This is a genomic window from Pseudomonas sp. FG1 (genome assembly GCF_034313875.1).
GTDB lineage: Bacteria > Pseudomonadota > Gammaproteobacteria > Pseudomonadales > Pseudomonadaceae > Aquipseudomonas > Aquipseudomonas veronii.
In genome coordinates, this window is the sequence record NZ_JAVIWP010000001.1 from 686,476 (window position 1) to 710,995 (window position 24,520).

Annotated in this window: 19 protein-coding genes; 14 read left to right on the forward strand and 5 right to left on the reverse strand. The window is 62.2% G+C overall.

All coding sequences use genetic code 11. The annotated features are described in order from the left end of the window. Window positions 1-160: 160 nt before the first annotated feature. Window positions 161-1,537: an L-serine ammonia-lyase gene (locus RGV59_RS03250; protein WP_017844932.1), complete on the reverse strand. Its 1,377-nt coding sequence runs from the start codon at window positions 1,535-1,537 to the stop codon at window positions 161-163. 415 nt (window positions 1,538-1,952) lie between these two features. Here RGV59_RS03250 and RGV59_RS03255 point away from each other — a divergent pair, with 415 nt between their 5' ends. The 3 genes from RGV59_RS03255 to choV all read left to right on the forward strand — a co-directional run bounded on the left by RGV59_RS03255 (window position 1,953) and on the right by choV (window position 4,990). Beyond that, window positions 1,953-2,900 (forward strand): choline ABC transporter substrate-binding protein, encoded by a 948-nt coding sequence (locus tag RGV59_RS03255; RefSeq protein ID WP_017844933.1) that lies wholly within the window; start codon window positions 1,953-1,955, stop codon window positions 2,898-2,900. A gap of 69 nt (window positions 2,901-2,969) precedes the next feature. Continuing rightward, complete coding sequence (choW, locus tag RGV59_RS03260; RefSeq protein ID WP_017844934.1) at window positions 2,970-3,815, forward strand: choline ABC transporter permease subunit; 846 nt, start codon at window positions 2,970-2,972, stop codon at window positions 3,813-3,815. Beyond that, the gene (gene choV / locus RGV59_RS03265) at window positions 3,812-4,990 is read left to right on the forward strand and encodes a choline ABC transporter ATP-binding protein (RefSeq protein ID WP_104904321.1); all 1,179 of its coding nucleotides are present in this window, start codon (window positions 3,812-3,814) and stop codon (window positions 4,988-4,990) included. The genes choW and choV overlap by 4 nt, the downstream gene beginning before the upstream one ends. Before the next feature lie 173 nt (window positions 4,991-5,163). Here the strand turns inward: choV and RGV59_RS03270 are convergent, their stop codons facing one another. Further along, a complete protein-coding gene (locus RGV59_RS03270; protein ID WP_322247142.1) occupies window positions 5,164-7,098 on the reverse strand; it encodes a BCCT family transporter in 1,935 nt (644 codons plus the stop codon). A gap of 390 nt (window positions 7,099-7,488) precedes the next feature. Between RGV59_RS03270 and betI the strand changes: the two genes are divergently transcribed. From betI to yccS, 10 genes are all read left to right on the forward strand, one after another. Then, window positions 7,489-8,082, forward strand: a complete 594-nt coding sequence (gene betI, locus RGV59_RS03275; protein ID WP_017844937.1) for a transcriptional regulator BetI — start codon at window positions 7,489-7,491, stop codon at window positions 8,080-8,082. A 110-nt stretch (window positions 8,083-8,192) separates the two neighbouring features. Beyond that, window positions 8,193-9,665: a betaine-aldehyde dehydrogenase gene (gene betB, locus RGV59_RS03280; protein WP_017844938.1), complete on the forward strand. Its 1,473-nt coding sequence runs from the start codon at window positions 8,193-8,195 to the stop codon at window positions 9,663-9,665. Window positions 9,666-9,806: 141 nt separating this feature from the next. Continuing rightward, window positions 9,807-11,510 (forward strand): choline dehydrogenase, encoded by a 1,704-nt coding sequence (betA, locus tag RGV59_RS03285; RefSeq protein WP_046381793.1) that lies wholly within the window; start codon window positions 9,807-9,809, stop codon window positions 11,508-11,510. A 205-nt stretch (window positions 11,511-11,715) separates the two neighbouring features. Continuing rightward, a complete protein-coding gene (locus tag RGV59_RS03290) occupies window positions 11,716-13,158 on the forward strand; it encodes a TldD/PmbA family protein (protein ID WP_046381792.1) in 1,443 nt (480 codons plus the stop codon). Further along, a complete protein-coding gene (locus RGV59_RS03295; protein WP_046381791.1) occupies window positions 13,158-14,474 on the forward strand; it encodes a TldD/PmbA family protein in 1,317 nt (438 codons plus the stop codon). The genes RGV59_RS03290 and RGV59_RS03295 overlap by 1 nt, the downstream gene beginning before the upstream one ends. A gap of 236 nt (window positions 14,475-14,710) precedes the next feature. Continuing rightward, window positions 14,711-15,601 (forward strand): alpha/beta fold hydrolase, encoded by an 891-nt coding sequence (locus tag RGV59_RS03300; protein WP_102617717.1) that lies wholly within the window; start codon window positions 14,711-14,713, stop codon window positions 15,599-15,601. 35 nt (window positions 15,602-15,636) lie between these two features. Next, entirely contained in the window at window positions 15,637-17,064 is a 1,428-nt protein-coding gene (gene mdtD / locus RGV59_RS03305; RefSeq protein ID WP_102617718.1) for a multidrug transporter subunit MdtD, read from the forward strand. Between the two features lie 131 nt (window positions 17,065-17,195). Further along, complete coding sequence (gene dbpA / locus RGV59_RS03310; RefSeq protein WP_231590016.1) at window positions 17,196-18,533, forward strand: ATP-dependent RNA helicase DbpA; 1,338 nt, start codon at window positions 17,196-17,198, stop codon at window positions 18,531-18,533. 157 nt (window positions 18,534-18,690) lie between these two features. Further along, the gene (locus RGV59_RS03315; RefSeq protein ID WP_046487938.1) at window positions 18,691-19,869 is read left to right on the forward strand and encodes an NAD(P)/FAD-dependent oxidoreductase; all 1,179 of its coding nucleotides are present in this window, start codon (window positions 18,691-18,693) and stop codon (window positions 19,867-19,869) included. A 158-nt stretch (window positions 19,870-20,027) separates the two neighbouring features. Further along, complete coding sequence (yccS, locus tag RGV59_RS03320) at window positions 20,028-22,211, forward strand: YccS family putative transporter (protein WP_017844946.1); 2,184 nt, start codon at window positions 20,028-20,030, stop codon at window positions 22,209-22,211. 4 nt (window positions 22,212-22,215) lie between these two features. On the opposite strand, the gene RGV59_RS03325 is transcribed toward yccS, so the two are convergent. Beyond that, window positions 22,216-22,953, reverse strand: a complete 738-nt coding sequence (locus RGV59_RS03325; protein WP_046487940.1) for a substrate-binding periplasmic protein — start codon at window positions 22,951-22,953, stop codon at window positions 22,216-22,218. 202 nt (window positions 22,954-23,155) lie between these two features. Between RGV59_RS03325 and RGV59_RS03330 the strand changes: the two genes are divergently transcribed. Beyond that, the gene (locus tag RGV59_RS03330; RefSeq protein WP_017844948.1) at window positions 23,156-23,608 is read left to right on the forward strand and encodes a GNAT family N-acetyltransferase; all 453 of its coding nucleotides are present in this window, start codon (window positions 23,156-23,158) and stop codon (window positions 23,606-23,608) included. 58 nt (window positions 23,609-23,666) lie between these two features. Here the strand turns inward: RGV59_RS03330 and RGV59_RS03335 are convergent, their stop codons facing one another. Together RGV59_RS03335 and RGV59_RS03340 are read right to left on the reverse strand one after the other, a co-directional pair. Further along, complete coding sequence (locus RGV59_RS03335) at window positions 23,667-23,963, reverse strand: winged helix-turn-helix domain-containing protein (RefSeq protein WP_017844949.1); 297 nt, start codon at window positions 23,961-23,963, stop codon at window positions 23,667-23,669. Window positions 23,964-23,982: 19 nt separating this feature from the next. Beyond that, window positions 23,983-24,483 (reverse strand): M48 family metallopeptidase, encoded by a 501-nt coding sequence (locus tag RGV59_RS03340; RefSeq protein ID WP_010207148.1) that lies wholly within the window; start codon window positions 24,481-24,483, stop codon window positions 23,983-23,985. Window positions 24,484-24,520: the final 37 nt, after the last annotated feature.

Below are 24,520 nucleotides of genomic sequence, written 5' to 3' on the forward strand. Positions count from 1 at the left end.
AAGGTGGCGCTTTTGGTTTTGGTGTTCACTTTATGAGCAGGGTTGTTTGGACTGGCGCTATCGGGGGCAAGTCGAATCGTCGCACCGCCCCTCCCACACTCGACCGAGTTCACATTTCAAATGTGGGAGGGGGCTTGCCCCCGATAGCGGCGACGCGGTCTCAACACTCAACCGCACTGACCGCCAACCCACCCCGCGAGGTTTCCTTGTACTTGTCATGCATGTCCGCCCCCGTATCGCGCATGGTGCGGATCACCCGGTCGAGGGAAATAAAGTGCTGGCCGTCGCCGCGCAGGGCCATCTGCGCGGCGTTGATCGCCTTCACCGCGGCAATCGCGTTGCGCTCGATACACGGCACTTGCACCAGGCCGCCCACCGGGTCGCAGGTCAGGCCGAGGTTGTGTTCCAGGCCGATTTCGGCAGCGTTGCACAGTTGCTCCGGGGTGGCGCCGAGGATCTCCGCCAACCCCGCCGCCGCCATGGCGCAGGCTGAGCCGACCTCGCCCTGGCAGCCGACTTCGGCGCCGGAGATCGAGGCGTTCTTCTTGCACAGAATGCCCACCGCCGCCGCGCTGAGCAGGTAGTCGACCACGTTGGCTTCGGTGACGTCATCGCTGAACTTCATAAAGTAGTGCAGCACCGCCGGGATGATCCCCGCCGCGCCATTGGTCGGCGCGGTGACCATGCGCCCGCCAGCGGCGTTTTCTTCGTTGACCGCGAGGGCGAACAGGTTGACCCACTCCATCGCGCTCAAGGTCGAGCCGATCACGTTGGGCTTGCTCAACTCCAGCAAACTGCGGTGCAACTTGGCGGCGCGACGGCGCACATTCAGGCCGCCGGGCAGGATGCCTTCGTGCTTGAGGCCCTGCTCGACGCACGCCTGCATGGCGCGCCAGAGCGTCATCAGGCCGCTGCGGATTTCATCCTCGGAGCGCCAGACTTTTTCGTTGGCCAGCATCAGCTCGGCGACGCGCAGGTTATGGCTCTTGCACAGTTGCAGCAGCTCCACCGCGCTGGAGAATTCATAGGGCAATGCGCTGCGGTCCATATCCGCCACGCCGCTTTGCGCCTGGGCTTCATCCACCACAAAGCCGCCGCCGACGGAGTAGTAGGTGTCGCGGTGCAACTCGCCGTCAGCACCGAACACCACCAGGGTCATGGCATTGGGGTGGAACGGTAGGTTTTCGTCGAGCAGGCGCATGTCCCGCGCCCACACGAAAGGCACCGGTAAACGCCCGTCCAGCAGCAGCGTGTCGGTCTCGCGCAGGGTATGGATACGCAGGCCGATCTGCGCCGGATCGATTGCGTCCGGCCACTCGCCCATCAGGCCCATGATGGTTGCGGTGTCGCTGCCGTGGCCGATGCCGGTGGCCGACAATGAGCCGTAGAGCTGAACTTCGACGCGCCGCACCTGTTCCAACCATTCACGTTCACGCAACCGTTGAACGAACAACGCTGCGGCGCGCATGGGGCCGACGGTGTGAGAACTCGAAGGCCCGATGCCGATCTTGAACAGGTCGAAAACACTGATAGCCATTGCCGTGGAACTCCTCGATAAGCACAGGCCAGGCTTGAACGAGGTGCTACGCTCAGATCGCCCAGATGGCGGCATCATCAGGCTTTTATCCGCCATCACGGCGTCTCACACCGACGCAACCATGCTCATCAGCGTCGCTCACGAACAAGGGCCTGTTTTGGGCGTTTTTAGCGGTGCAGATGGGTAAAAACAGCGGTTTTACCTTAGGAAAAATCTGTAAACGACGTCACCGACACTGGATGCGACCCTGCCTGTACTGGATACGACGCCCCCTGTAGGCGTCAGATTTTCACTGGTACATGATCAGTCTCGACTCGTTGGCAAGGCACCGTGCCGCCGCCTCAAAGCACGTTCCAACCGCAACACTTATAAAGCGCGGCGAATGCCGCCAGAAAGTACACAGGAGTCTAGCCCCATGAAAGGTTCACCCTCGTTGTTGTTGGCCGCCATGCTGAGTCTGCCAGTCCTGGCGCACGCTGCAGAACCGGCACAATGTCAGACCGTCAACTTCTCCGATGTCGGCTGGACCGACATCACCGTCACGACCGCGACCACCAGCGAAATCCTCAAGGGCCTCGGCTACAAGCCGCGCACCACGATGATTTCGGTGCCGGTGACCTACAAGTCCCTGGCCGACGGCAAGAACATGGACATCTTCCTCGGCAACTGGATGCCGACCATGGAAAACGACATCAAGGCATACCGTGATGCCGGCACCGTGGAAACCGTGCGCGCCAACCTGGAAAACGCCAAGTACACCCTGGCCGTTCCCGAGGCGCTGTATGACAAAGGCCTGAAAGACTTCGCCGATATCGCCAAATTCAAGGATGAGCTGGAAGGCAAAATCTACGGCATCGAACCTGGCAACGACGGCAACCGCACCATTCAAACCCTGATCGACAAGGACGCGTTCGGCTTGAAGTCGGCCGGTTTCAAAGTCGTCGAGTCCAGCGAAGCCGGGATGCTGTCGCAGGTCGAACGCGCCACCAAGCGCGGCAAGGCCATCGTGTTCCTCGGCTGGGAACCGCACCCGATGAACACCCGCTTCAAGATGAAGTACCTGACCGGGGGTGACGACTCGTTCGGTCCCAACTACGGCCAGGCCACCATCTACACCAACGTGCGCAAGGGCTACACCCAGGAATGCAGCAACGTCGGCCAGTTGCTGAAAAACCTGTCGTTCACCCTGAACATGGAAAGCACCCTGATGGGTAACGTCCTGGACGACAAGATGAAACCCGACGCCGCGGCCAAGGCCTGGCTGAAGAAGAACCCGCAAGTGCTCGATACCTGGCTTGCCGGTGTCACCACCGTCGATGGCAAACCAGGTCTGGAGGCCGTCAAAGCTTACCTCGCCAAGTAATCCCTGCTGACCCCGGGCTGGTGCGCTGGCCCGGGATGTTTTCCCCTTCGCATGTGGACATTCACTACCATGCTGACTGAACAGAAAATCCCACTAGGCCAGTACATCGCTGCCTTCGTCGAATGGTTGACCCAACACGGTGCCAACTACTTCGACGCAATCGCATCGACCCTGGAAACGATGATCCACGGCGTGACGTTCGCGCTGACCTGGTTCAATCCGCTGGCATTGATCGGTCTGATTGCGCTGCTGGCTCACTTCATTCAACGTAAATGGGGCCTGACTGTTTTTGTCATCGCCTCCTTCCTGCTGATCCTCAACCTGGGGTACTGGCAGGAAACCATGGAGACCCTCGCGCAGGTGCTGTTCGCCACCCTGGTCTGCGTGGTCATCGGCGTGCCGCTGGGCATTGTTGCCGCGCACAAACCGATGTTCTACACCCTGATGCGGCCGGTGCTCGATCTGATGCAGACCGTACCGACCTTCGTCTACCTCATCCCTACCCTGACCCTCTTCGGGCTGGGTGTGGTGCCTGGGTTGATTTCCACGGTGGTGTTCGCGATTGCCGCGCCGATCCGCCTGACCTACCTGGGTATCCGTGATGTACCGCAAGAGTTGATGGACGCCGGCAAGGCCTTCGGCTGCTCGCGCCGTCAATTGCTCTCGCGCATTGAACTGCCCCACGCCATGCCGAGCATTGCTGCCGGCATTACCCAATGCATCATGCTGTCGCTGTCGATGGTGGTGATCGCCGCCCTGGTGGGTGCCGATGGCCTCGGCAAGCCGGTGGTCAACGCACTGAACACCGCCGACATCGCCCTGGGCTTTGAAGCCGGCCTGGCGATCGTGCTGCTGGCCATCATGCTCGACCGCATCTGCAAACAACCCGACGCCAGAGTAGGGGGTGATGCATGAGCATTATCCGATTCGACAATGTCGACGTGATCTTCTCCAAAGACCCACGCGAAGCGCTCAAGCTGCTGGACCAGGGCATGAGCCGTAACGAGATCCTGAAAAAGACCGGCCAGATCGTCGGCGTTGAAAAAGCCAGCCTGGATGTGGAAAAAGGCGAGATCTGTGTGCTGATGGGCCTGTCGGGCTCCGGCAAGTCGAGCCTGCTGCGCTGCATCAACGGCCTCAACACCGTCAGCCGTGGCCAGTTGTTCGTCGAGCATGAAGGGCGCCAGATCGACATCGCCTCCTGCACCCCGGCCGAGCTGAAAATGATGCGTACCAAACGCATCGCCATGGTATTCCAGAAGTTCGCCCTGATGCCCTGGCTGACCGTGCGCGAGAACATCAGCTTCGGCCTCGAAATGCAGGGCCGCCCGGAGAAAGACCGGCGCAAGCTGGTGGACGAAAAGCTCGAACTGGTGGGCCTGAGCCAATGGCGTAACAAGAAGCCGGACGAACTCTCCGGCGGCATGCAGCAGCGCGTCGGCCTGGCGCGGGCGTTGGCGATGGACGCCGACATCCTGCTGATGGACGAACCCTTCTCCGCCCTCGACCCGCTGATCCGCCAAGGCCTGCAGGACGAGTTGCTGGAGCTGCAAAACAAGCTGAGCAAGACCATTGTGTTCGTCAGCCACGACCTCGACGAAGCCCTCAAGCTCGGCAGCCGCATCGCGATCATGAAAGACGGCAAGATCATCCAGTACAGCGTGCCGGAAGAGATCGTGCTGAACCCGGCGGACGATTATGTGCGTACCTTCGTCGCACATACCAACCCGCTGAACGTGCTGTGCGGGCGCAGCCTGATGCGGACACTGGACAACTGCAAACGCATCAACGGCTCGGTGTGCCTCGATCCGGGCGGCGACTCGTGGCTCGACCTGGCCGAAGGCAACACCATCCGGGGCGCACGCCAGAATGGCGCGGTGATGAACCTGCAGAACTGGGCACCGGGGCAACCCGTGGAAGGCCTGGGCCGCCTGCCGACACTGGTGGACTCGAATATCGGCATGCGCGATGCGCTGCAGATCCGCTACCAGACGGGCAACAAGTTGGTGTTGCACGACAACAACCAGGTGGTGGGGATCCTTGGCGACAGCGAGTTGTACCATGCCCTGCTGGGCAAGAACCTGGGCTAACAAACACCGCATAACCCATTGGAGAAACAGGGTCAAAATGTGGGAGGGGCTTGCCCCCGATAGCGGTGTATCAGTAACAGACGAGCTGACTGACACACTGCAATCGGGGGCAAGCCCCCTCCCACATTTTTTGCCCCAGTGGTGTCAGTGGGGACACCACCAGGCTTCAACCATCAGCTATAGACACGGCCAAGGAGCTGCCGATGGCTTTCAAACTGATCGAGCACGTCCCGGGTGATCTGCTCCTGGGCGAAGCCCATCAGGTCGTACTCCTGAGGCCCGTTGTGCAGGTACACCTCGGCCCGGTAGTAACGGGCGCGCTCCGCCTCGGGCAGTTCGTCCGACGCCACCGCGTAGCCGTCCAGGCTCACTTCGTAGACAAACGGGTTGCCCTCTTCCATCTCGATACGCACGCCGATGCAACGCTTGGATTTGCCCAACAGGGTCTGCACGTCCAGCCCCTGGTCGCGCAACGCCTTCGTCGCGTCTTCCAGCGCCGGCGTGACGTGCTTGTCCATAAAGCGCTGCACCGTGGCCTGGCTCGGTTGCAGGTCCAGGGCGGTCAAGCGCTCGCTGAAACCACGACGGCCACGCTCGGCCAATTGCGCCTGCTCCAGTTCCGTCGCCATGTCCTGGCGCATCGCCTTGTGCAAACCGAACATAAAGACAATCAGCACCACCGAGAACGGCAGCCCCGCCAGCACCACCATGGTTTGCATGGCTTCGAAGTTACCCGCAAACAGCAGGCCGATAGTCACCAGGGTGATCACCGCCGACCAAAAGATCCGCAGCCAGTGCGGCGCGTCTTCGTCCACGTTGCCGCCTTTGCAGGAAAGGTTGGCCATCATCACCGCGCCGGAGTCCGCCGGGGTCAGGAACAGCACGAAGCCGACAAAGATCGACACGCCGATGACGATTTTCGACGCCGGGTAATGCTCCAGCAATTGGTAGATGGCCATCGACGGTTGTTCCAGCGCCGTCTTGCCCAACGCCACCGCACCCTGGTTCAACACCAGGTCCAGCGCCGAGTTACCGAAGATCGACAACCACGCCAGGGTGAAGCCCAGCGGGATCAGCAGCACGCCGGCCACCAGCTCACGCACCGTGCGGCCCCGGGAAATCCGTGCGATGAACATGCCCACGAACGGCGCCCAGGAAATCCACCAGGCCCAGTAGAACAGGGTCCACAGGCCCATCCAGCGTTCGGTCTTGTCGGCGTCGCCTTCGTACACATACAGGTCGAAGGTTTTCAGGAGGATGCCGTTGAGGTAGTCACCGGTGTTCTGCACCAGGCCGTTGAGCAGGTGCAGGGTCGGGCCGAACAACAGCACGAAGATCAGCAAGCCGCTGAACAACACGATGTTGAGGTTGGACAGGCGACGAATGCCGTTCTCCACCCCCGACACGGCGGCAATGGTCGCCACGCTGCTCATGATAATGATCACGATCAGCAGGTTGGTGTTGCTGTGCTGCATGCCGAACAGGTTTTCCAGGCCGGACGACACCTGCATCGCGCCGATACCGAGGTTGGTCACCAGGCCCAGCAGGGTCACGAACATGCCGAACCCGTCCACCGCATGGCCAGCCGCGCCTTTGACCCAACGCTCGCCCACCAGCGGGTACAACGCCGAGCGCAGGGCCAGTGGCTGGTTATGGCGGTACGCGAAGTACGCCACGGCCAGGCCGACCAGCGCATAGATCGCCCAGCCGTGCAGGCCCCAGTGCAGGAAGGTCAATTGCAGCGCCTGGCGCGCCGCGCCGTTGCTGGCGGCCGCGCCTTCGGGCGGGTTGAAGTAATGGTCCAACGGCTCCGACGCGCCGAAATACAGCAACGAGATGCCGATACCCGACGAAAACAGCATGCCGGCCCAGGCGCCGTAGCTGAAGTCCGGGGTGTCGTCCTTGCTGCCCAGTTTCAACTTGCCGTAGGACGAAAACGCCAGGCCGACCACGAACACCAGGTAGGCCGCGATCACCAGCATGTAGTACCAGCCGAAGCTTTTCGATAACCACGCCTGCGCCACGCCGAGCATCCGGCCGGCCTCTTGCGGGGCGATGATCAAAATGGCGGTCAGCAACAGAATCAGTGCGGTGGAGGTGTAGAACACCCAACCGTTGACCCGCACCTTTTCCGGTGGGGTTTTTATTAGAGAGGCAGAACTCATGGCGCAGATGCTCCAGGCAGTGCGAGAGAGAAACACAAGGCAGCGGTGATCCCGTGCTCATCGATTTTTCGGCAGTCGACGGACGGGTGTTATAAAGACACCCCGAAAATTCTTGAGCCCGCCGAGGCGGTGTTCAGGCTCTGAAATGGCCTGTTTCAAGGGTTTTCACAGGTGTCAGATGTCGCCACCTACCTGTAGGAAATACCGGCAGGCAGCGACCATTTGTCGCAGAGCTTATTCTTTGTTGATTGAACGTTCAATCAAAACAAAATAGACTGGCCATCGAGTCGACGGACGTCATCGCCCGCCGGCAGGCCTGAGGAGAGGTACTCCATGCCCAAGGTCGGTATGCAACCCATACGCCGCCAACAACTGATCGAAGCCACGCTGACGGCCATCGATCAAGTCGGAATGGGAGATGCCAGCATTGCGCTGATCGCCCGCTTGGCCGGCGTTTCGAACGGCATCATCAGTCACTACTTCAAGGACAAGAACGGCCTGATCGCGGCCACGATGCGGTACTTGATGAATGTGCTGATCGAGAACGTCCACGAACGGCGACAAGCGTTGACGGAGGACACGCCACGGGCACACCTCCAAGTGATCATCGGCGGCAACTTCGACGCCAGCCAGGTCAACGGCCCGGCAATGAAAACCTGGTTGGCCTTCTGGGCGACCAGCATGCACCACCCGTCTTTGCACAGGTTGCAGCGGATCAACGATCACCGCCTGTATTCCAACCTGTGCTGCCAGTTCCGCCGCGTGTTGCCGCTGCCGGATGCACGCAGCGCAGCCCGAGGCCTGGCGGCCTTGATCGACGGTTTGTGGTTGCGCGGCGCCCTGTCGGGAGATGAATTCGACACGGCGCAGGCGCAACGGATCGCTTACGAATACATGGATTTCCAATTGGCCAAGCAGGTGAGTTAGAGCACACATAACCGCTCAACCCCTGAACCTCCACTGATCGGTGTTGCCAGACTCTTATTGGCCACCCCTCAGTGGTTAACGCCAACCACTTATGCACTTGCGAGGACTTTATGGCCCGTTTCGACCTGCAAAAACTCTACATTGACGGCGGCTACAGCGACGCTGGCAGCGATGCCACCTTCGAAGCCATCAACCCGGCTAACGGTGAAGTTCTCGCCCAAGTGCAACGCGCAACGTTCGATGACGTTGAACGTGCCGTGGTCAGCGCTGAAAAAGGCCAGAAAATCTGGGCCGCCATGACCGCCATGGAGCGTTCGCGCATCCTGCGTCGTGCCGTCGACATCCTGCGTGAGCGCAATGACGAACTGGCCGCCCTGGAAACCCTGGACACCGGTAAATCCTTCTCCGAAACCAAGTACGTCGACATCGTCACCGGCGCCGACGTGCTGGAATATTACGCGGGCCTGGTGCCAGCCATCGAAGGCGAGCAGATCCCGCTGCGCGACACCTCGTTCGTCTACACCCGCCGCGAGCCGCTGGGCGTGGTCGCCGGTATCGGCGCGTGGAACTACCCGATCCAGATCGCCCTGTGGAAATCCGCACCGGCCCTGGCCGCCGGTAATGCGATGATCTTCAAACCCAGCGAAGTCACCTCGCTGACCACCCTGAAACTGGCGGAGATCTACACCGAAGCCGGCGTTCCGGCCGGTGTGTTCAACGTATTGACCGGCAGCGGCCGCGAAGTCGGCACCTGGCTGACCGAGCACCCGCGCATCGAGAAAGTCTCGTTCACCGGCGGCACCGACACCGGCAAGAAAGTCATGGCCAGCGCCTCCAGCTCTTCGCTCAAGGAAGTGACCATGGAACTGGGCGGCAAATCGCCGCTGATCGTGTTCGAAGACGCCGACCTGGACCGCGCCGCCGACATCGCGATGATGGCCAACTTCTACAGCTCCGGTCAGGTCTGCACCAACGGTACTCGCGTGTTCGTGCCCAAGCACCTGCAAGCCGCGTTCGAAGCCAAGATCGCCGAACGTGTTGCGCGCATCCGCATCGGCGACCCGCAGGACGACAACACCAACTTCGGCCCGCTGGTCAGCTTCGCCCACATGGAAAGCGTGCTCGGCTACATCGCCAAGGGCAAGGCCGAAGGCGCTCGCGTGCTGTGCGGCGGCGACCGCCTGACCGACGGCGACTTCGCCAAAGGCGCCTTTGTTGCCCCGACCGTGTTCACCGACTGCACCGACGAAATGACCATCGTCCGTGAAGAAATCTTCGGCCCGGTGATGAGCATCCTCACCTACGAGACTGAAGAAGAAGTGATCCGCCGCGCCAACGACACCGACTTCGGCCTCGCCGCCGGCCTGGTGACCAAGGACCTGAACCGCGCCCACCGCGTGATTCATCAACTGGAAGCAGGCATCTGCTGGATCAATGCCTGGGGCGAGTCCGACGCGAAAATGCCGGTCGGTGGCTACAAACAGTCGGGCGTGGGCCGTGAGAACGGGATCAGCTCGCTGAACAACTTCACCCGCATCAAATCGGTACAGGTCGAGTTGGGCGATTACGCCTCGGTGTTCTAAAGCCTGAGCCTTGCGTTGCCTGTGAGGCCGCTATCGGGGGCAAGCCCCTCCCACATTTGAATTGTGAATACCTTCAAAGGTGGGAGGGGGCTTGCCCCCGATGAGGCCCGACCTGACCACACTTCAAAGAGGGTGCATTCAATGTCCCAAGAATACGACTACATCATTGTGGGTGCCGGCTCCGCCGGTAACACCCTGGCGACCCGTCTGACCGAAGACGAAGGCGTCACCGTCCTGCTGCTGGAAGCCGGCGGCCCGGATTACCGTCTCGACTTCCGCACCCAGATGCCCGCCGCCCTGGCGTTCCCGCTGCAGGGCCGTCGCTACAACTGGGCCTACGAGACCGATCCAGAGCCGCACATGGACGGCCGTCGCATGGAATGCGGGCGCGGCAAGGGCCTGGGCGGTTCCTCGCTGATCAACGGCATGTGCTACATCCGTGGCAACGCCATGGACTACGACAACTGGTCGAAACTGCCCGGCCTGGAAGACTGGACCTACCTCGACTGCCTGCCGTATTTCCGTAAAGCCGAAACCCGCGACATCGGCCCCAACGACTACCACGGCGGCGACGGCCCGGTCAGCGTGACCACGCCCAAGGCCGGCAACAACCCGCTGTTCCACGCCATGGTCGAAGCCGGCGTACAGGCCGGTTACCCACGTACCGAAGACTTGAACGGCTACCAGCAGGAAGGCTTCGGCCCGATGGACCGTACCGTCACGCCAAACGGCCGGCGCGCCAGCACTGCGCGCGGTTATCTGGACACGGCTAAAAAGCGTTCCACCCTGACCATCGTCACCCATGCCCTGACCGACAAAGTGCTGTTCGAAGGCAAGCGTGCGGTCGGCGTGCGTTACCTGATCGGCGCCGCCGAAGAACGCGTCGAAGCCCGTGCGCGTAAAGAAGTGCTGGTGTGCAGCGGCGCCATCGCCTCTCCGCAACTGCTGCAACGCTCCGGCGTCGGCCCGGCCAAACTGCTCGAAAGCCTCGACATCCCGGTGGTCCACGACCTGCCCGGCGTCGGCGAAAACCTGCAGGACCACCTTGAGCTGTACCTGCAATATGCCTGCACCCAACCGGTGTCGCTGTACCCGTCGCTGCTCTGGTACAACCAACCGGCCATCGGTGCCGAGTGGCTGTTCAACGGCACCGGCATCGGCGCCAGCAACCAGTTCGAAGCGGGCGGTTTTATCCGTACCCGGGAAGACTTCGATTGGCCGAACATCCAGTACCACTTCCTGCCGGTGGCGATTAACTACAACGGCAGCAACGGTGTGAAAGAGCATGGTTTCCAGGCGCACATGGGCTCCATGCGTTCGCCGAGCCGTGGCCGCGTGCAATTGAAGTCGAAGAACCCACGGGACTACCCGAGCATTCTCTTCAACTACATGGCCACCGAGCAGGACTGGCAGGAATTTCGCGATGGCATCCGCCTGACCCGCGAAATCATGCAGCAGCCGGCGCTCGACCCGTTCCGCGGCCGCGAAATCAGCCCGGGCATCGAGGTGCAGACCGACGAGCAACTCGACCAGTTCATCCGCGAACACGCCGAGACCGCGTTCCACCCGTCCTGCTCGTGCAAGATGGGCAGCGACGAGATGGCCGTGGTGGATGGCGAAGGCCGCGTGCATGGCATGCAGGGCCTGCGGGTGGTCGATGCGTCGATCATGCCGATCATCACCACCGGCAACCTGAACGCGCCGACGATCATGATCGCCGAGAAAATCGCCGACAAGATCCGTGGCCGCAAGCCACTGCCGCGCAGCACCGCGGACTACTACGTGGCAGGCGATGCGCCAGTGCGGGGCAAGCCGATGCGTGAAGTGGGGCCTACTGCGCAGTAACTGGAAGACCGTGTCGCCCTATCGGGGGCAAGCCCCCTCCCACACTTTGAATGTATTCACACATCGAAATGTGGGAGGGGGCTTGCCCCCGATAGGGCCCGACCCAACACCGCAAACCTTACGCCTACACTCTCCTTGATCCGCTCCCCAGCCCAGGCCTACTCTGTTCGTCTGCCCGCGCTGAGCCGCCCACAAGGAAGGCCCCATGTTCGAACACCACGCCACACTCAAAAAGCATTTCAGTGCCCTGCGCACCACCGCCGAGTTTTTCTCCCTGCGTTACGTGCGCGAATCCGGCCACTACCTGTCGGTGCGCAAGAACGTCGCCGCACCGCCGCACCTGAACCACGACGAAGGCGCCATGCTCACCGTGCGCGTCAACGGTGTCGAAACCTACGCCGCGACCCACGATATTTCCCTGCCCGGCCTGCAAGCCGCGCTCGAGCGTGCCGAACAGCAAGCACGCCTGATAAAACCCCACGCCCTGCTCGACCTGCGCGAGCAACACGTGTCCAGCGACGTCGCCGATTACCTGTCGCCCCACCTTGAGCAAGCCTTCCCCTCCTTGAGCGACTGCTACCAATTGCTCGGCGCTGAATCTGCAGCCGTGCCCCGGGACGAGCGCCTGGTGAACTGGGAAGTCAGCCTCGGCCTGAGCCACGTCGAACAGATCTACCTCAACAGCGCCGGCGCGGAACTGCGCCAGGCCCAGCGTTTTGTGTTCCCTGGCGTCAACGTCACGGCCTACGACGGCAACGACAGCCAGTCGCGCACCCTCGGCGGCAGCAACTTCGGCCAGCAAGGCGGGTTTGATGTGATCGAGCGCTTCGGCCTGGTCGGCGCCGCGCCGCGCATCGCCGACGAAGCCCTGCAACTGCTGCTGGCGCCGAACACGCCGCAGGGCCCGCGCGACCTGCTGTTGATGCCCGACCAGATGATCCTGCAGATCCACGAATCGATCGGCCATCCGCTGGAACTCGACCGCATCCTCGGTGACGAGCGCAATTACGCCGGCACCAGTTTTGTGAAGGCCAGCGACTTCGGCCACCTGCAATACGGCTCCAAACTGCTCAACGTGACCTTCGACCCGGACATCCCCGAACAACTGGCCAGCTACGGCCACGACGACGACGGCACCCCGGCCAGCAAGCAATTCCTGATCCGCGAGGGGCTGCTGCTCAAGCCGCTGGGCGGGGCGTTGTCGCAATTTCGCGCAGGCATGAGCGGCGTCGCCAACAGCCGCGCCAGCAGTTGGAACCGCCCGCCGATCGACCGCATGGCCAACCTGAACATCGAGGCCGGCGACCAGAACCTGGCGCAACTGATCGGCGGCATCGAACACGGCATCCTGATGTCGACCAACCGTTCGTGGTCCATTGACGACGCGCGCAATAAATTCCAGTTCGGTTGCGAATGGGGCCAGTTGATCGAAAACGGCGAACTCAAAGGCGTGGTGAAAAACCCCAACTACCGCGCCATTTCCGCGCAGTTCTGGCGCAAGCTCAGCGCCGTGGGCGACGCCAGCACCTTCCAGGTGTTGGGCACGCCGAACTGCGGCAAAGGCGAGCCCAACCAGGTGATCCGCGTCGGCCATGCCTCGCCCGCCTGTGTATTCAGCCATGTCGACGTATTTGGGGGAGACGCCTGATGAACAACTTCAAGGCATTGGTGGAGTGGCTCAAGCAGGCCCTCACCGACAAAGAACAATTTCACCTGGGCTACGCCGCGGAATCGTCCGAATTCGTGCGTTTCAACCATGCCAAGGTGCGTCAGGCCGGGCAGGTGCAACAGGCCAGCCTGACCCTCAAACTGATCAACGACGGCCGTCATGCCGACCTCGGCATCACCCTCGGCGGCGAGCCGGAGCTGGACCGCCAGCGCCTCGCCGCTGGCCTGCAACAGCTGCGCGAAACCTTGCCGTTGCTGCCGCACGATCCGTACCTGTTGCTGAACCACAACGCGTGGCAGAGCCAAAACGAACAGGCCCGGCCGCTGCCCGAGCTGGGCCAGGTGCTGGGAGACATCAGCCAGGCGGCACACGGCGTCGATCTGGTCGGTTTCTACGCCGCTGGCCCGATCAGCCGTGGCTTCGCCAGTTCGGACGGCGCGTTCGGCTGGCATCAGGCCAATAGTTTCAACTTCGACTTCAGCCTGTTCCACGCCAACGGCGAAGCGGTCAAAGCCAGTTACGCCGGCAATGAATGGAACAGCGCCGAGTTCGCCCGCCGCTTCCAGCAGGCTCGCGAACAGCTGGAATTCCTCGGACGGCCACTGCACAAGCTGGCGCCCGGCGAGTACCGCGCCTACCTGGCGCCGGCAGCCCTGGAAGAAATCATCAGCATCATCACCTGGGGCGGTTTTTCCGCCCAGGCCATCGCCAGCAAAAGCAGCTCGCTACAGCGGCTGTATGCCGGCGAGCAGGCGTTGAGCACGCTGGTGACGGTGGATGAGCACATCAGCGGCTCGCTGAGCCCGGCGTTCTCCAGCGAAGGCTACCCGTGCAGTGACGTCACGCTGATCAACGCCGGCCAGGGCGCCGGCCAACTGGTCAATTCGCGCAGCGCCGCCGAATACGGCCTCAGCACCAACGGAGCCAGCAGCGACGAATCCCCCAGCGCGTTGCAGATGGCGGCGGGCAGCCTGGCCCAGGCCGATATCCTCAAGCAATTGGGCACCGGGCTGTACATCAGCAACCTGTGGTACCTGAACTATTCCGACCTGCCGGCAGCGCGCCTGACCGGCATGACGCGGTTCGCCACGTTCTGGGTGGAAGACGGCGAGATCAAGGCGCCGGTCAGCACCATGCGCTTCGATGACAGCGTCTACAGCCTGCTCGGCTCACAACTCGAAGCGCTGACCGCAGAGCGCGAACTGTTGCTGTCGGCCAGTACCTACAGCCAGCGCAACACCGCGTCCAATCTGTTGCCGGGGGCATTGGTCAAGCGCCTGACCCTGACCCTCTGACCGACAGTAGTCTGCTTGTGGGAGGGGGCCCCCTCCCACATTGTTTTGTGTTGATTTCAGACATCTTGTTTCGACATGTCCTACAGCTAAATCAGACCTCTCTCACCGCCCGCCCAAGGCCGGTTGTCGCCTGTAAAAAACCCCGTTATAACGGTTAGTGGCACCCCGCCACCTAACCCACGTGCCCGCACGTGATGCATGACCTCGCCCGGGAAAAGGCAAGCTGGAGCATTGACATGAACCATGGAAGTTTTGTCATAGAAAAGCTGTTCAAGCACTACAACGTTCATGTTGAGCAACTAGGTCACCATCCGCAAAAGAAAACCGTGCTGATGGTCAATGGCGCGCTATCCACCACGCGCTCCTTCGCCCGCACCAGTAAATGCCTGGCCGAGCATTTCAATGTGCTGCTGTTCGATTTACCGTTCTCCGGCTATTCACGCGAGCACAACACCGACCTGGACCTGGTGACCAAGGACGACGAAGTGCAAATCCTGCGGGCGCTGGTGGAGCGCTTCCAGGTCAACCACCTGGTGTCGGCCTCGTGGGGCGGCATCTCCACGCTGCTGACCCTGGCACACAACCCGCCCTCCATCGAAAGCTCGGTGGTGATGGCGCTGGCGCCGAACCTCAACCAGGCGATGCTCGACTATGTGGAGCGGGTGCGCGCGCTGATCGAAGCCGACGACAAATCCGCCGTCGGCCACTTGCTCAACGACACCGTGGGCAAATACCTGTCGCCGCGACTCAAGCGCAATAACCATCGGCACCTGTCGAACATGGCCACCACCGAATACCGCCAGGCGCGCTTTCATATCCATCAGGTGCTGGCGCTGGGCGATGGCAACTACCTGCCACAGCTCAGCCGGATCGAAACACCGGTGCATTTCCTCAACGGCACGCTGGACGAATACACCCCGGCCGCCGAGGCCCGACTGTTCCAGCACTACGTAGGCCGCAGCAGCTTTGCCGTCGCCGAACATACCGGGCATCTGCTCGACCTGGAGTCCCGCGAAGCGGCGCGGGCGGTACATCGCGCGCTGCTGGACTTCCTGGTGGGCGAGCACGCGATGTTGTCGGATGTAGACGAACCTTCAGTGGGAAAAGGAGCGACGAATGGCGCATAATCGCCGACACATAGCCTCCTAACAAAAGGGATCCCATGCCAAATCGCGCCCCTCTCGATGCCAAGACCGCCCGCTGGCTCCCCTGGGTGGTCGCGATTGCCTTCTTCATGCAATCGCTGGATGGGACGATTCTCAACACGGCACTGCCGGCGATGGCCCGGGACCTCGCGGAAAACCCGCTGCGCATGCAAGGGGTGGTGATCGCCTACATGCTCACCGTCGCCTTGCTGATCCCGGCGTCGGGCTGGATCGCCGACCGCTTCGGCACCAAGAAAATCTTCTTTGGCGCGATCATGCTGTTCAGCATCGGCTCGCTGCTGTGCGCGCTGTCCAGCAGCCTGACCATGCTCGTCGGCGCGCGGGTGGTCCAGGGCCTGGGCGGTGCGCTGATGCTGCCGGTCGGCCGGCTGGTGGTGCTGCGCGCTTATCCGCGCTCCGAGCTGGTGCGGATCATGGGCTTCATCACCATCCCCGGCCTGCTCGGTCCGTTGCTCGGCCCGACCATGGGCGGCTGGATGGTGCAATACCTGACCTGGCACTGGATCTTCCTGATCAACCTGCCGGTGGGCATGATCGGCTGCTACGCCGTGTGGAAACTGATCCCCGACCTGCGCGGCAGCGAGCGCACGCGGTTCGACGGCATCGGCTTCCTGCTGTTCGGCGCGGCGATGGTGTTGATCACCATCGCCATGGAAGGCCTGGGCGAATTGCACCTGCCGCACCTGCGGGTGATGTTGCTGCTGTTCGGCGGGCTGGCCTGCCTGGCGGCCTATTGGCTGCGCGCCGGGCATATCGATAACCCGCTGTTTGCGCCGGGGCTGTTCAAGACCCGTACCTTTGCGGTGGGCATCCTGGGCAACCTGTTCGCACGCCTGGGCAGCGGCGCCTTGCCGTTTCTGGTGCCGTTGCTGTTGCAGGTGGCCTTGGGCTATTCACCGTCCCAGGCCGGGATGAGCATGCTGCCCCTGGCGGCGGCGGCGATGCTGGCCAAGTCGGTTGCACGGCCGTTGATCGAACGCCTGGGCTACCGCGTGGTGCTGACCGGTAACACCCTGGCCTTGGGCCTGATGCTGGCGAGCATGGGCCTGGTCAGCGAACAGACGCCCTACCCGCTGCTGCTGGGCATGCTGGCGATACTCGGGGCGATCAACTCCTTGCAGTTCACCGCGATGAACACCGTTACCCTGATCGACCTCGACGATGCCCAGGCCAGCAGCGGCAACAGCTTGCTGTCGGTGGTGGCACAACTGTCCCTGAGCCTCGGCGTGGCCTGCGCCGGTGCGCTGCTCGGCGGGTTCACCGCCGAATCGGGCAATGACGGCGTGAGCACGGTACTCGGCGCCTTCCAGCTGACCTTCCTCACCGTGGGCATCATGGCAATGCTGGCGGCGGCGATCTTCCTGCAACTGTCGCCAAAAGACGGCAAACGCATCGGCAGCCGCGAACACGACATCGAACACTAGCAGGCGTCTCGTCGAGAACTTGCAGGGAAAATCCCACGGGACTGCTACACTGCGCGACATTTTGTTTTTGCAGAGCCAGTCCCGTGACCACCATCGCCACCGCTTTTAATACGTTGCCGCTCTCCGCCGCCATGCTGGCTAACCTCGACTCGCTGGGTTATGCCGAGATGACGCAGATCCAGGCGCAGAGCTTGCCGGTGATCCTCAAGGGGCTGGACCTGATTGCCCAGGCCAAGACCGGCAGCGGCAAGACGGCTGCGTTCGGCATCGGCCTGCTGAACCCGATCAACCCGCGCTACTTCGGCTGCCAGGCCCTGGTGATGTGCCCGACCCGCGAGCTGGCCGACCAGGTGGCCAAGGAAATCCGTCGCCTGGCCCGCGCCGAAGACAACATCAAGGTGCTGACCCTGTGCGGCGGCGTGTCCCTCGGCCCGCAGATCGCCTCCCTGGAACATGGCGCCCACGTCATCGTCGGCACCCCGGGCCGCATCCAGCAACACCTGCGCAAGGGTTCGCTGGTGCTCGACGGCTTGAACACGCTGATCCTCGACGAAGCCGACCGCATGCTCGACATGGGTTTCTACGACGCCATCGAAGACATCATCAGCAAGACCCCGGCCCGCCGCCAGACCCTGCTGTTCTCGGCCACCTACCCGGTGAGCATCAAGCAGCTGGCCTCGAAATTCATGCGCGCGCCGCAGCAAGTCAAGGCCGAAGCGTTCCACTCCGACGACCAGATCGAGCAGCGTTTCTACGAGATCTCGCCGGAAGAACGCATGGAGGCCGTCACCAAAGTCCTCGCGCATTTCCGTCCGGCCTCGTGCGTGGCGTTCTGCTTCACCAAGCAGCAAGTGCAGGAAACCGTCGACCACCTGACCTCCAAAGGCATCTCCGCCGTCGGCCTGCATGGCGACCTGGAACAGCGTGACCGCGACCAGGTGCTGGCGATGTTCGCCAACCGCAGCACCTCGGTACTGGTCGCCACCGACGTCGCCGCCCGCGGCCTGGACATCGATTCGCTGGACATGGTGATCAACGTCGAACTGGCCCGCGACTCGGAAATCCACATCCACCGCGTCGGCCGCACCGGCCGTGCCGGTGAGACCGGGATCGCCATCAGCCTGGTGGCGCCGTCCGAAGCGCACCGCGCCCAGGCCATCGAGCAACTGCAGAAGTCGCCGCTGAACTGGGACCAACTGGACAACCTCAAGCCACAGAGCGGTGGCCCGCTGCTGCCGCAGATGAGCACCCTGTGCATCGCCGCCGGCCGTAAAGACAAGGTCCGTCCGGGCGATATCCTCGGCGCGCTGACTGGTGAAGCCGGCATTCCGGGGGCCCAGGTCGGCAAGATCGCGATCTTCGATTTCCAGGCGTTTGTGGCCGTGGAACGCAGCGTCGCCAAGCAGGCGCTGCAGCGTTTGAATGACGGCAAGATCAAGGGCCGTTCGTTGCGCGTGCGGATCCTGTAAACGATCTTTCGAACAATAGAGATCCCCTGTGGGAGGGGGCTTGCCCCCGATGGCGGTGGACCAGTCAACTCATCAGGTGACTGACATACCGCCATCGGGGCAAGCCCCTCCCACATTTGACTGTATTTCAAATCAGAACATGTATGAGGACACCGTTTTGCGCTCGACCGAAGTTGTGATCATTGGCGCCGGCGCCGCAGGCTTGATGTGTGCTCTGACCGCCGCCGGACGTGGGCGCAAGGTGATGCTGATCGACCACGCGAACAAGGCCGGCAAGAAGATCCTGATGTCCGGCGGCGGTCGCTGCAACTTCACCAATATGTACACCGAACCGGCGAACTTCCTCTCGCACAACGCGCACTTCTGCAAGTCCGCCCTGGCCCGCTACACCCAATGGGACTTCATCGGCCTGGTGGCCAAGCACGGCGTGCCGTACCACGAGAAGAAGCTCGGCCAGTTGTTCTGCGATAACAAATCCAGCGACATCCTCGGCATGCTGCTCGACGAGTGCATCCAGACCGGCGTGAGCCTGCACCTGGACACCTCGATCGAAACCATCGCCAAGCTCGACAGCGGCTACCAGTTGCAGACCACCCTGGGCGAGTTGCGCTGCGAATCCCTGGTGATCGCCACCGGCGGCCTGTCGATCCCGACCCTCGGCGCGACCGGCTTCGGTTACCAGGTGGCCAGGCAATTCGGCCACGAACTGCTGCCGACCCGCGCCGGGCTGGTGCCGTTCACCATCACCGACCAGCTCAAGGAGCTGTGCGGCGAGTTATCCGGCACGTCGGTCGATTGCCTGGTCAGCTGCAACGGCCAGAGCTTTCGCGAGAACCTCCTGTTTACCCATCGCGGCCTGAGCGGGCCGGCGATTCTGCAGATTTCCTCCTATTGGGAGTCCGGCGACACGGTCGAGATCAACCTGCTGCCCGACCACGACGCCCACGCCTGGCTGCAACAGCAACAAGCCGAGCGCCCCAACAGCGAGCTGAAAACCCTGCTGGGTGAAATCTTCACCAAGAAGATGGCCAACCTGCTGGCAGAAACCTGGTTCGTGTCCAAGCCGATGAAGCAGTACACCCACGCCGAACTGGCCGACATCGCGCAAAAACTGGCGAGCTGGCAATTGGTACCGGCAGGCACCGAAGGTTATCGCACCGCCGAAGTGACGCTGGGCGGCGTGGATACGCGGGAAGTGTCGTCCAAGACCATGGAATCGCTGAAAAGCCCGGGCTTGTACTTCATCGGTGAAGTGCTGGATGTGACCGGCCACCTCGGCGGCTTCAACTTCCAGTGGGCCTGGGCTTCCGGCTACGCCGCTGCGCAGTATGCCTGACACAACGCGGTAAAAATGTGGGAGGGGGCAAGCCCCTCCCACATTTTGATTTTCAGTGTGCCCGGGAGAAATTTTGTGCAGTGATGTGATCACCACCCTTGCCGCAGCGTCCTTGATAGCTCAATTTAGCGGCATCGTCCCGGAAGACTCCAGCCTTCATGTCATCGACCTCGTTCAAGCAGTCCATGCGGCGCCTATGGGCACTGGATAAATTCAGTTACAGCGTTCGGGTATTCATCGCCCTCACCGGCAGCATGACGCTGTGCTGGTATCAGGATGAAATGACACTGCTGATCCCGCTGTTCCTGGGGATTATCGCCAGTGCCCTGGCCGAGACCGACGACAGTTGGCAAGGCCGCCTCAACGCCCTGGCGGTGACGCTGGTGTGTTTCAGCATTGCCGCGCTGTCGGTGGAGCTGTTGTTCCCCTACCCCTGGGCCTTCGCGGTCGCCCTGGCCCTGGCGAGTTTCGGCCTGACCATGCTCGGCGCCCTCGGTGAGCGTTATGGCGCGATTGCGTCGGCCACCTTGATCCTGTCGGTCTACACCATGATCGGCGTGGACCAGCGCGGCGGTGCCGTCACGGATTTCTGGCACGAACCGCTGCTGCTGGTGGCCGGCGCCGCCTGGTACGGTGCGCTGTCGGTGCTGTGGCAGGTGCTGTTTTCCAACCAGCCGGTGCAGCAGAGCCTGGCGCGGTTGTTTCGCGAGTTGGGGCGTTACCTCAAGCTCAAATCGTCGCTGTTCGAGCCGATCCGCCAGTTGAACGTGGAGGCGCGCCGCCTGGAGCTGGCCCAGCAAAACGGCCGGGTGGTGGCCGCGCTGAATGCGGCGAAGGAAATCATCCTGCACCGCGTCGGCAATGGCCGGCCGGGCTCCAAGGTCAGTCGTTACCTCAAGCTGTATTTCCTGGCCCAGGACATCCACGAACGCGCCAGCTCGTCGCACTATCCCTACAACGCCCTGGCCGAGGCCTTCTTCCACAGCGATGTGCTGTTCCGCTGCCAGCGCCTGCTGCGCCAGCAAGGCAAGGCTTGCGAGGCCCTGGCCGAATCGATCCAACTGCGCCAGCCGTTCATCTATGACGCCAGCTTCGCCGAAGCCTTGGGCGACCTGAACGCCTCCATGGAACACCTGCGCATCCAGAGCAACCCGGCCTGGCGCGGCCTGCTGCGTTCCTTGCGTGCGCTGGCGGCCAACCTGTCGACCCTCGACCGCCTGCTGGGCGACGCGAGCAACCCGGACGCCCTGGCCGACGCCAGCGACAGCAACCTGCTTGACCGTGCCCCACGCAACCTCAAGGAAATGTGGACGCGCCTGCGCACCCAGCTCACGCCGACTTCGCTGCTGTTCCGCCACGCCTTGCGCCTGGCCCTGGCGTTGACCATCGGCTATGGCACCCTGCATGCGATCCACGCTTCCCAGGGCTACTGGATCATCCTCACCACCCTGTTCGTCTGCCAGCCCAACTACGGCGCCACCCGGCGCAAGCTCGGCCAGCGGATCATCGGCACAGCCATCGGGCTCACCGTGGCCTGGGCGCTGTTCGACCTGTTCCCCAGCGCCCTGGTGCAGTCGATGTTCGCCATCGCGGCGGGCCTGGTGTTCTTTATCAACCGCACCACCCGCTACACCCTGGCCACCGCGGCGATCACCCTGATGGTGCTGTTCTGCTTCAACCAGGTGGGCGATGGCTACGGGCTGTTCCTGCCACGCCTGTTCGACACCTTGATCGGCAGCGTGATTGCCGGCCTGACCGTGTTCCTGTTCCTGCCGGACTGGCAAGGCCGGCGCCTGAACAAAGTGCTGGCCAATACCCTGACCTGCAACAGCATCTACCTGCGCCAAATCATGCAGCAATACGCCGCCGGCAAAAGCGACGACCTGGCTTACCGCCTGGCCCGACGCAACGCGCACAACGCCGACGCGGCGCTGTCCACCACCCTGGCGAATATGCTGATGGAGCCGGGGCAGTTCCGTAAGGAGGCCGACGTGGGCTTCCGCTTCCTGGTGCTGTCCCACACCTTGCTCAGCTACCTGTCGGGGCTCGGCGCGCACCGCGAAACCCAACTGCCGGCCGACGTGCGCGAGCACTTGATCGACGGCGCGGGAAAAACCCTGGCGGCGAGCATCGACGAAATCGCCACGGGGCTGGCCAATAAACAGCCGATCTCGATTCAGAGCGATGCCGAGGAAGCCTTGGCTGCGGAGCTGGAACAGATGCCGGATGAGATCGATGAGGGGCAACGTCTGGTGCAGACGCAACTGGCGTTGATTTGCCGGCAGTTGGGGCCGTTGCGCACCCTGGCGGCCCACCTGATCAAAGACACCAGCGCGGCGTAGGCCATTACATGCCGTGCTGCTTCATCAACCGCGCATAACTGCCGTCGGCCTTCATCTTGGCAATCTCGCGGTCAAAACCGGCAACGATCTGCTCATGCTCGGGGTTCTTCAGACTGACCAGAATATGCAGGCTGTTTTCACTCAACGGCTGCGGCAAAAACTCCACCGCATTGCGCACCCGCGCCGACTCCTGCGCCAGGTAATAACGGGCAACGAATTCGTCCTCCACCGTCAGGCGTACCCGGCGCGCAACGAGCATCCGCACCGCCATGGCGAAGTTGTGTACCGGGACTTTCTGTAACTGCGTGTCCTGGTCGAACGCCGCGGAATACGCATACCCCCGCACCACGGCGATGGGATAGTTGTGCAGTTGCTCAAGGTTCTGGAACTCGATGGGATCGTCGCGACGCTTGATAAAAACCAGGCGGTTGATCAGGTATTCAGCGGAAAACTGCCCCAGGCGCGTGCGGGCCTCGTCATACCAGGCGTTGACCACCACGTCGTAGCGCCCATCGCCGACCCCCATCAACGCGCGAGCCCAGGGCACCTGCTCGAAATCACTGGCATAACCGGCGCGGGCCAAGGCTGTGCTGACAATATCGGTAGCCAGCCCACCATTGATCAAGGTGGCATCGGTAAAGGGTGGCCAGGCATCTGCCACCAGGCGCAGACGCTGTGCGAACGCCGGCTGGGCCAGCAACAACATTCCAATCAAAGCAACGGCACGAGAGAATCGCGGCATGCTTAAAGTCCTTGGCAGGCAGGCGGTGGCCCTGGCTCAGGCGGTGCCTGAGGATGTAACAGTAGCTCAGATTACACAAAGAACCCGCCGCTGAATGCATACAATGATGGCGGATTGATGTCACTGATCCAAACAGTCGATTTAGACAGAAGTGCCCGCCGCGCTTACTATCCGGGACAGACACTTCCAAGAGAACCACACCATGACAGTCGAATGGGTCTGCAAACATCACAACGACCTGGGCAAGGAACAGCTGTACGCCATTCTGCGCCTGCGCAGCGAGGTCTTCGTTGTCGAGCAAAAGTGCGTCTACCAGGACATCGACGGGCAGGACCTGCAAGGCGATACCCACCATCTGATGGCCTGGAAAGGCGACGACCTGGTGGCCTACCTGCGCCTGCTGGACCCGGAGACCCAGGCCGGGGATGTGGTGATCGGCCGGGTGATCGTGGCACCGATGGCACGCGGCACCGGGCTGGGGCATCTGCTGATGGAGGAAACCCTCAAGCAGATTGACGATATCTGGCCAGAGACGCCGATCTTTCTCTCAGCCCAGGCGCATTTGCAGGGGTATTACGCGCGGTATGGTTTTTTGGTGGCGGGTGAGGAATACCTTGAGGACGACATTCCGCACATCGGCATGCGGCGCGCCTGATGGCCCCATCGCGAGCGGGCTTGCTCGCGATAGCGTCAGCCCAGCTGACCGCCAAGCCTCAGGGATAACCCAAGACCTGTTTGATCGACGCCAGATTCGCCTCGATCCACCGCCGGTCGATCGCGCCCCAGTCGCGAATCCGATAGCACCCCGCATGATTGCGCGCGCCGTCTTCCTGCTCAAACTCGCAGACGATATCCAGATCCGCCAATGCCGCAATCGTGTCCTGCGCGGTGCGCCGGGGCATGCCCGTCACCTCGGTCAGCGCCGGCACGCTGCTGGCCTGCTGGCTGTCGATCAGATACGCCACGTACAGGCGGCGGTAGAAGCTGCTCTTGGTCTTGCTCACATCCATGGTCAACCGCCTTGGAAAGTCAGGGTTTGCCCTGCAGGTCGCGATACGTGAGGTACACGCGCAGGTCGAATTCCACCTGATGGTAGCCCGGCATCATGTACTCACAGAGTTTGTAGAACGCTTTGTTGTGGTCCGATTCCTTGAAGTGCGCCAGTTCGTGTACCACGATCATGCGCAGAAATTCCGGGGCGGCCTCCTTGAACAGCGCGGCGATCCGGATTTCTTTCTTGGACTTCAGATTGCCGCCCTGCACCCGCGAAATCGTGGTGTGCAGGCCGAGGGCACGGTGGGTCAGGTCGAGGCGGTTATCGAACAGCACTTTGTCGATAGCCGGCGCGTTGCGCAGGTGCTCCTGTTTCAAGGCCAGCGCGTAGGCATACAGGGCCTTGTCGCTCTGCACGGCGTGACGTTCGGGGTAACGCTGCTCCAGGTAGGCGCCCAACTGGTCCTTGGCGATCAGTTGGCGCACTTGCTCCTGAAGGGCAGCGGGATAGGCCTGGAGGTATTTCAGCGCGGTCATTGAGGTCTGCAACAGGGTTCGAATGGGCGCCAGTGTA

Coding starts and splice junctions, on each gene's coding strand:
- RGV59_RS03330 (WP_017844948.1), top strand. CDS start 23,156: ATGACAGTCGAATGGGTCTGCAAACATCACAACGACCTGGGCAAGGAA.
- RGV59_RS03340 (WP_010207148.1), bottom strand. CDS start 24,483: ATGACCGCGCTGAAATACCTCCAGGCCTATCCCGCTGCCCTTCAGGAG.
- RGV59_RS03250 (WP_017844932.1), bottom strand. CDS start 1,537: ATGGCTATCAGTGTTTTCGACCTGTTCAAGATCGGCATCGGGCCTTCG.
- choV (WP_104904321.1), top strand. CDS start 3,812: ATGAGCATTATCCGATTCGACAATGTCGACGTGATCTTCTCCAAAGAC.
- betB (WP_017844938.1), top strand. CDS start 8,193: ATGGCCCGTTTCGACCTGCAAAAACTCTACATTGACGGCGGCTACAGC.
- RGV59_RS03300 (WP_102617717.1), top strand. CDS start 14,711: ATGAACCATGGAAGTTTTGTCATAGAAAAGCTGTTCAAGCACTACAAC.
- RGV59_RS03255 (WP_017844933.1), top strand. CDS start 1,953: ATGAAAGGTTCACCCTCGTTGTTGTTGGCCGCCATGCTGAGTCTGCCA.
- mdtD (WP_102617718.1), top strand. CDS start 15,637: ATGCCAAATCGCGCCCCTCTCGATGCCAAGACCGCCCGCTGGCTCCCC.
- RGV59_RS03290 (WP_046381792.1), top strand. CDS start 11,716: ATGTTCGAACACCACGCCACACTCAAAAAGCATTTCAGTGCCCTGCGC.
- RGV59_RS03325 (WP_046487940.1), bottom strand. CDS start 22,953: ATGCCGCGATTCTCTCGTGCCGTTGCTTTGATTGGAATGTTGTTGCTG.
- betI (WP_017844937.1), top strand. CDS start 7,489: ATGCCCAAGGTCGGTATGCAACCCATACGCCGCCAACAACTGATCGAA.
- dbpA (WP_231590016.1), top strand. CDS start 17,196: ATGCTGGCTAACCTCGACTCGCTGGGTTATGCCGAGATGACGCAGATC.
- yccS (WP_017844946.1), top strand. CDS start 20,028: ATGTCATCGACCTCGTTCAAGCAGTCCATGCGGCGCCTATGGGCACTG.
- RGV59_RS03295 (WP_046381791.1), top strand. CDS start 13,158: ATGAACAACTTCAAGGCATTGGTGGAGTGGCTCAAGCAGGCCCTCACC.
- choW (WP_017844934.1), top strand. CDS start 2,970: ATGCTGACTGAACAGAAAATCCCACTAGGCCAGTACATCGCTGCCTTC.
- betA (WP_046381793.1), top strand. CDS start 9,807: ATGTCCCAAGAATACGACTACATCATTGTGGGTGCCGGCTCCGCCGGT.
- RGV59_RS03335 (WP_017844949.1), bottom strand. CDS start 23,963: ATGGATGTGAGCAAGACCAAGAGCAGCTTCTACCGCCGCCTGTACGTG.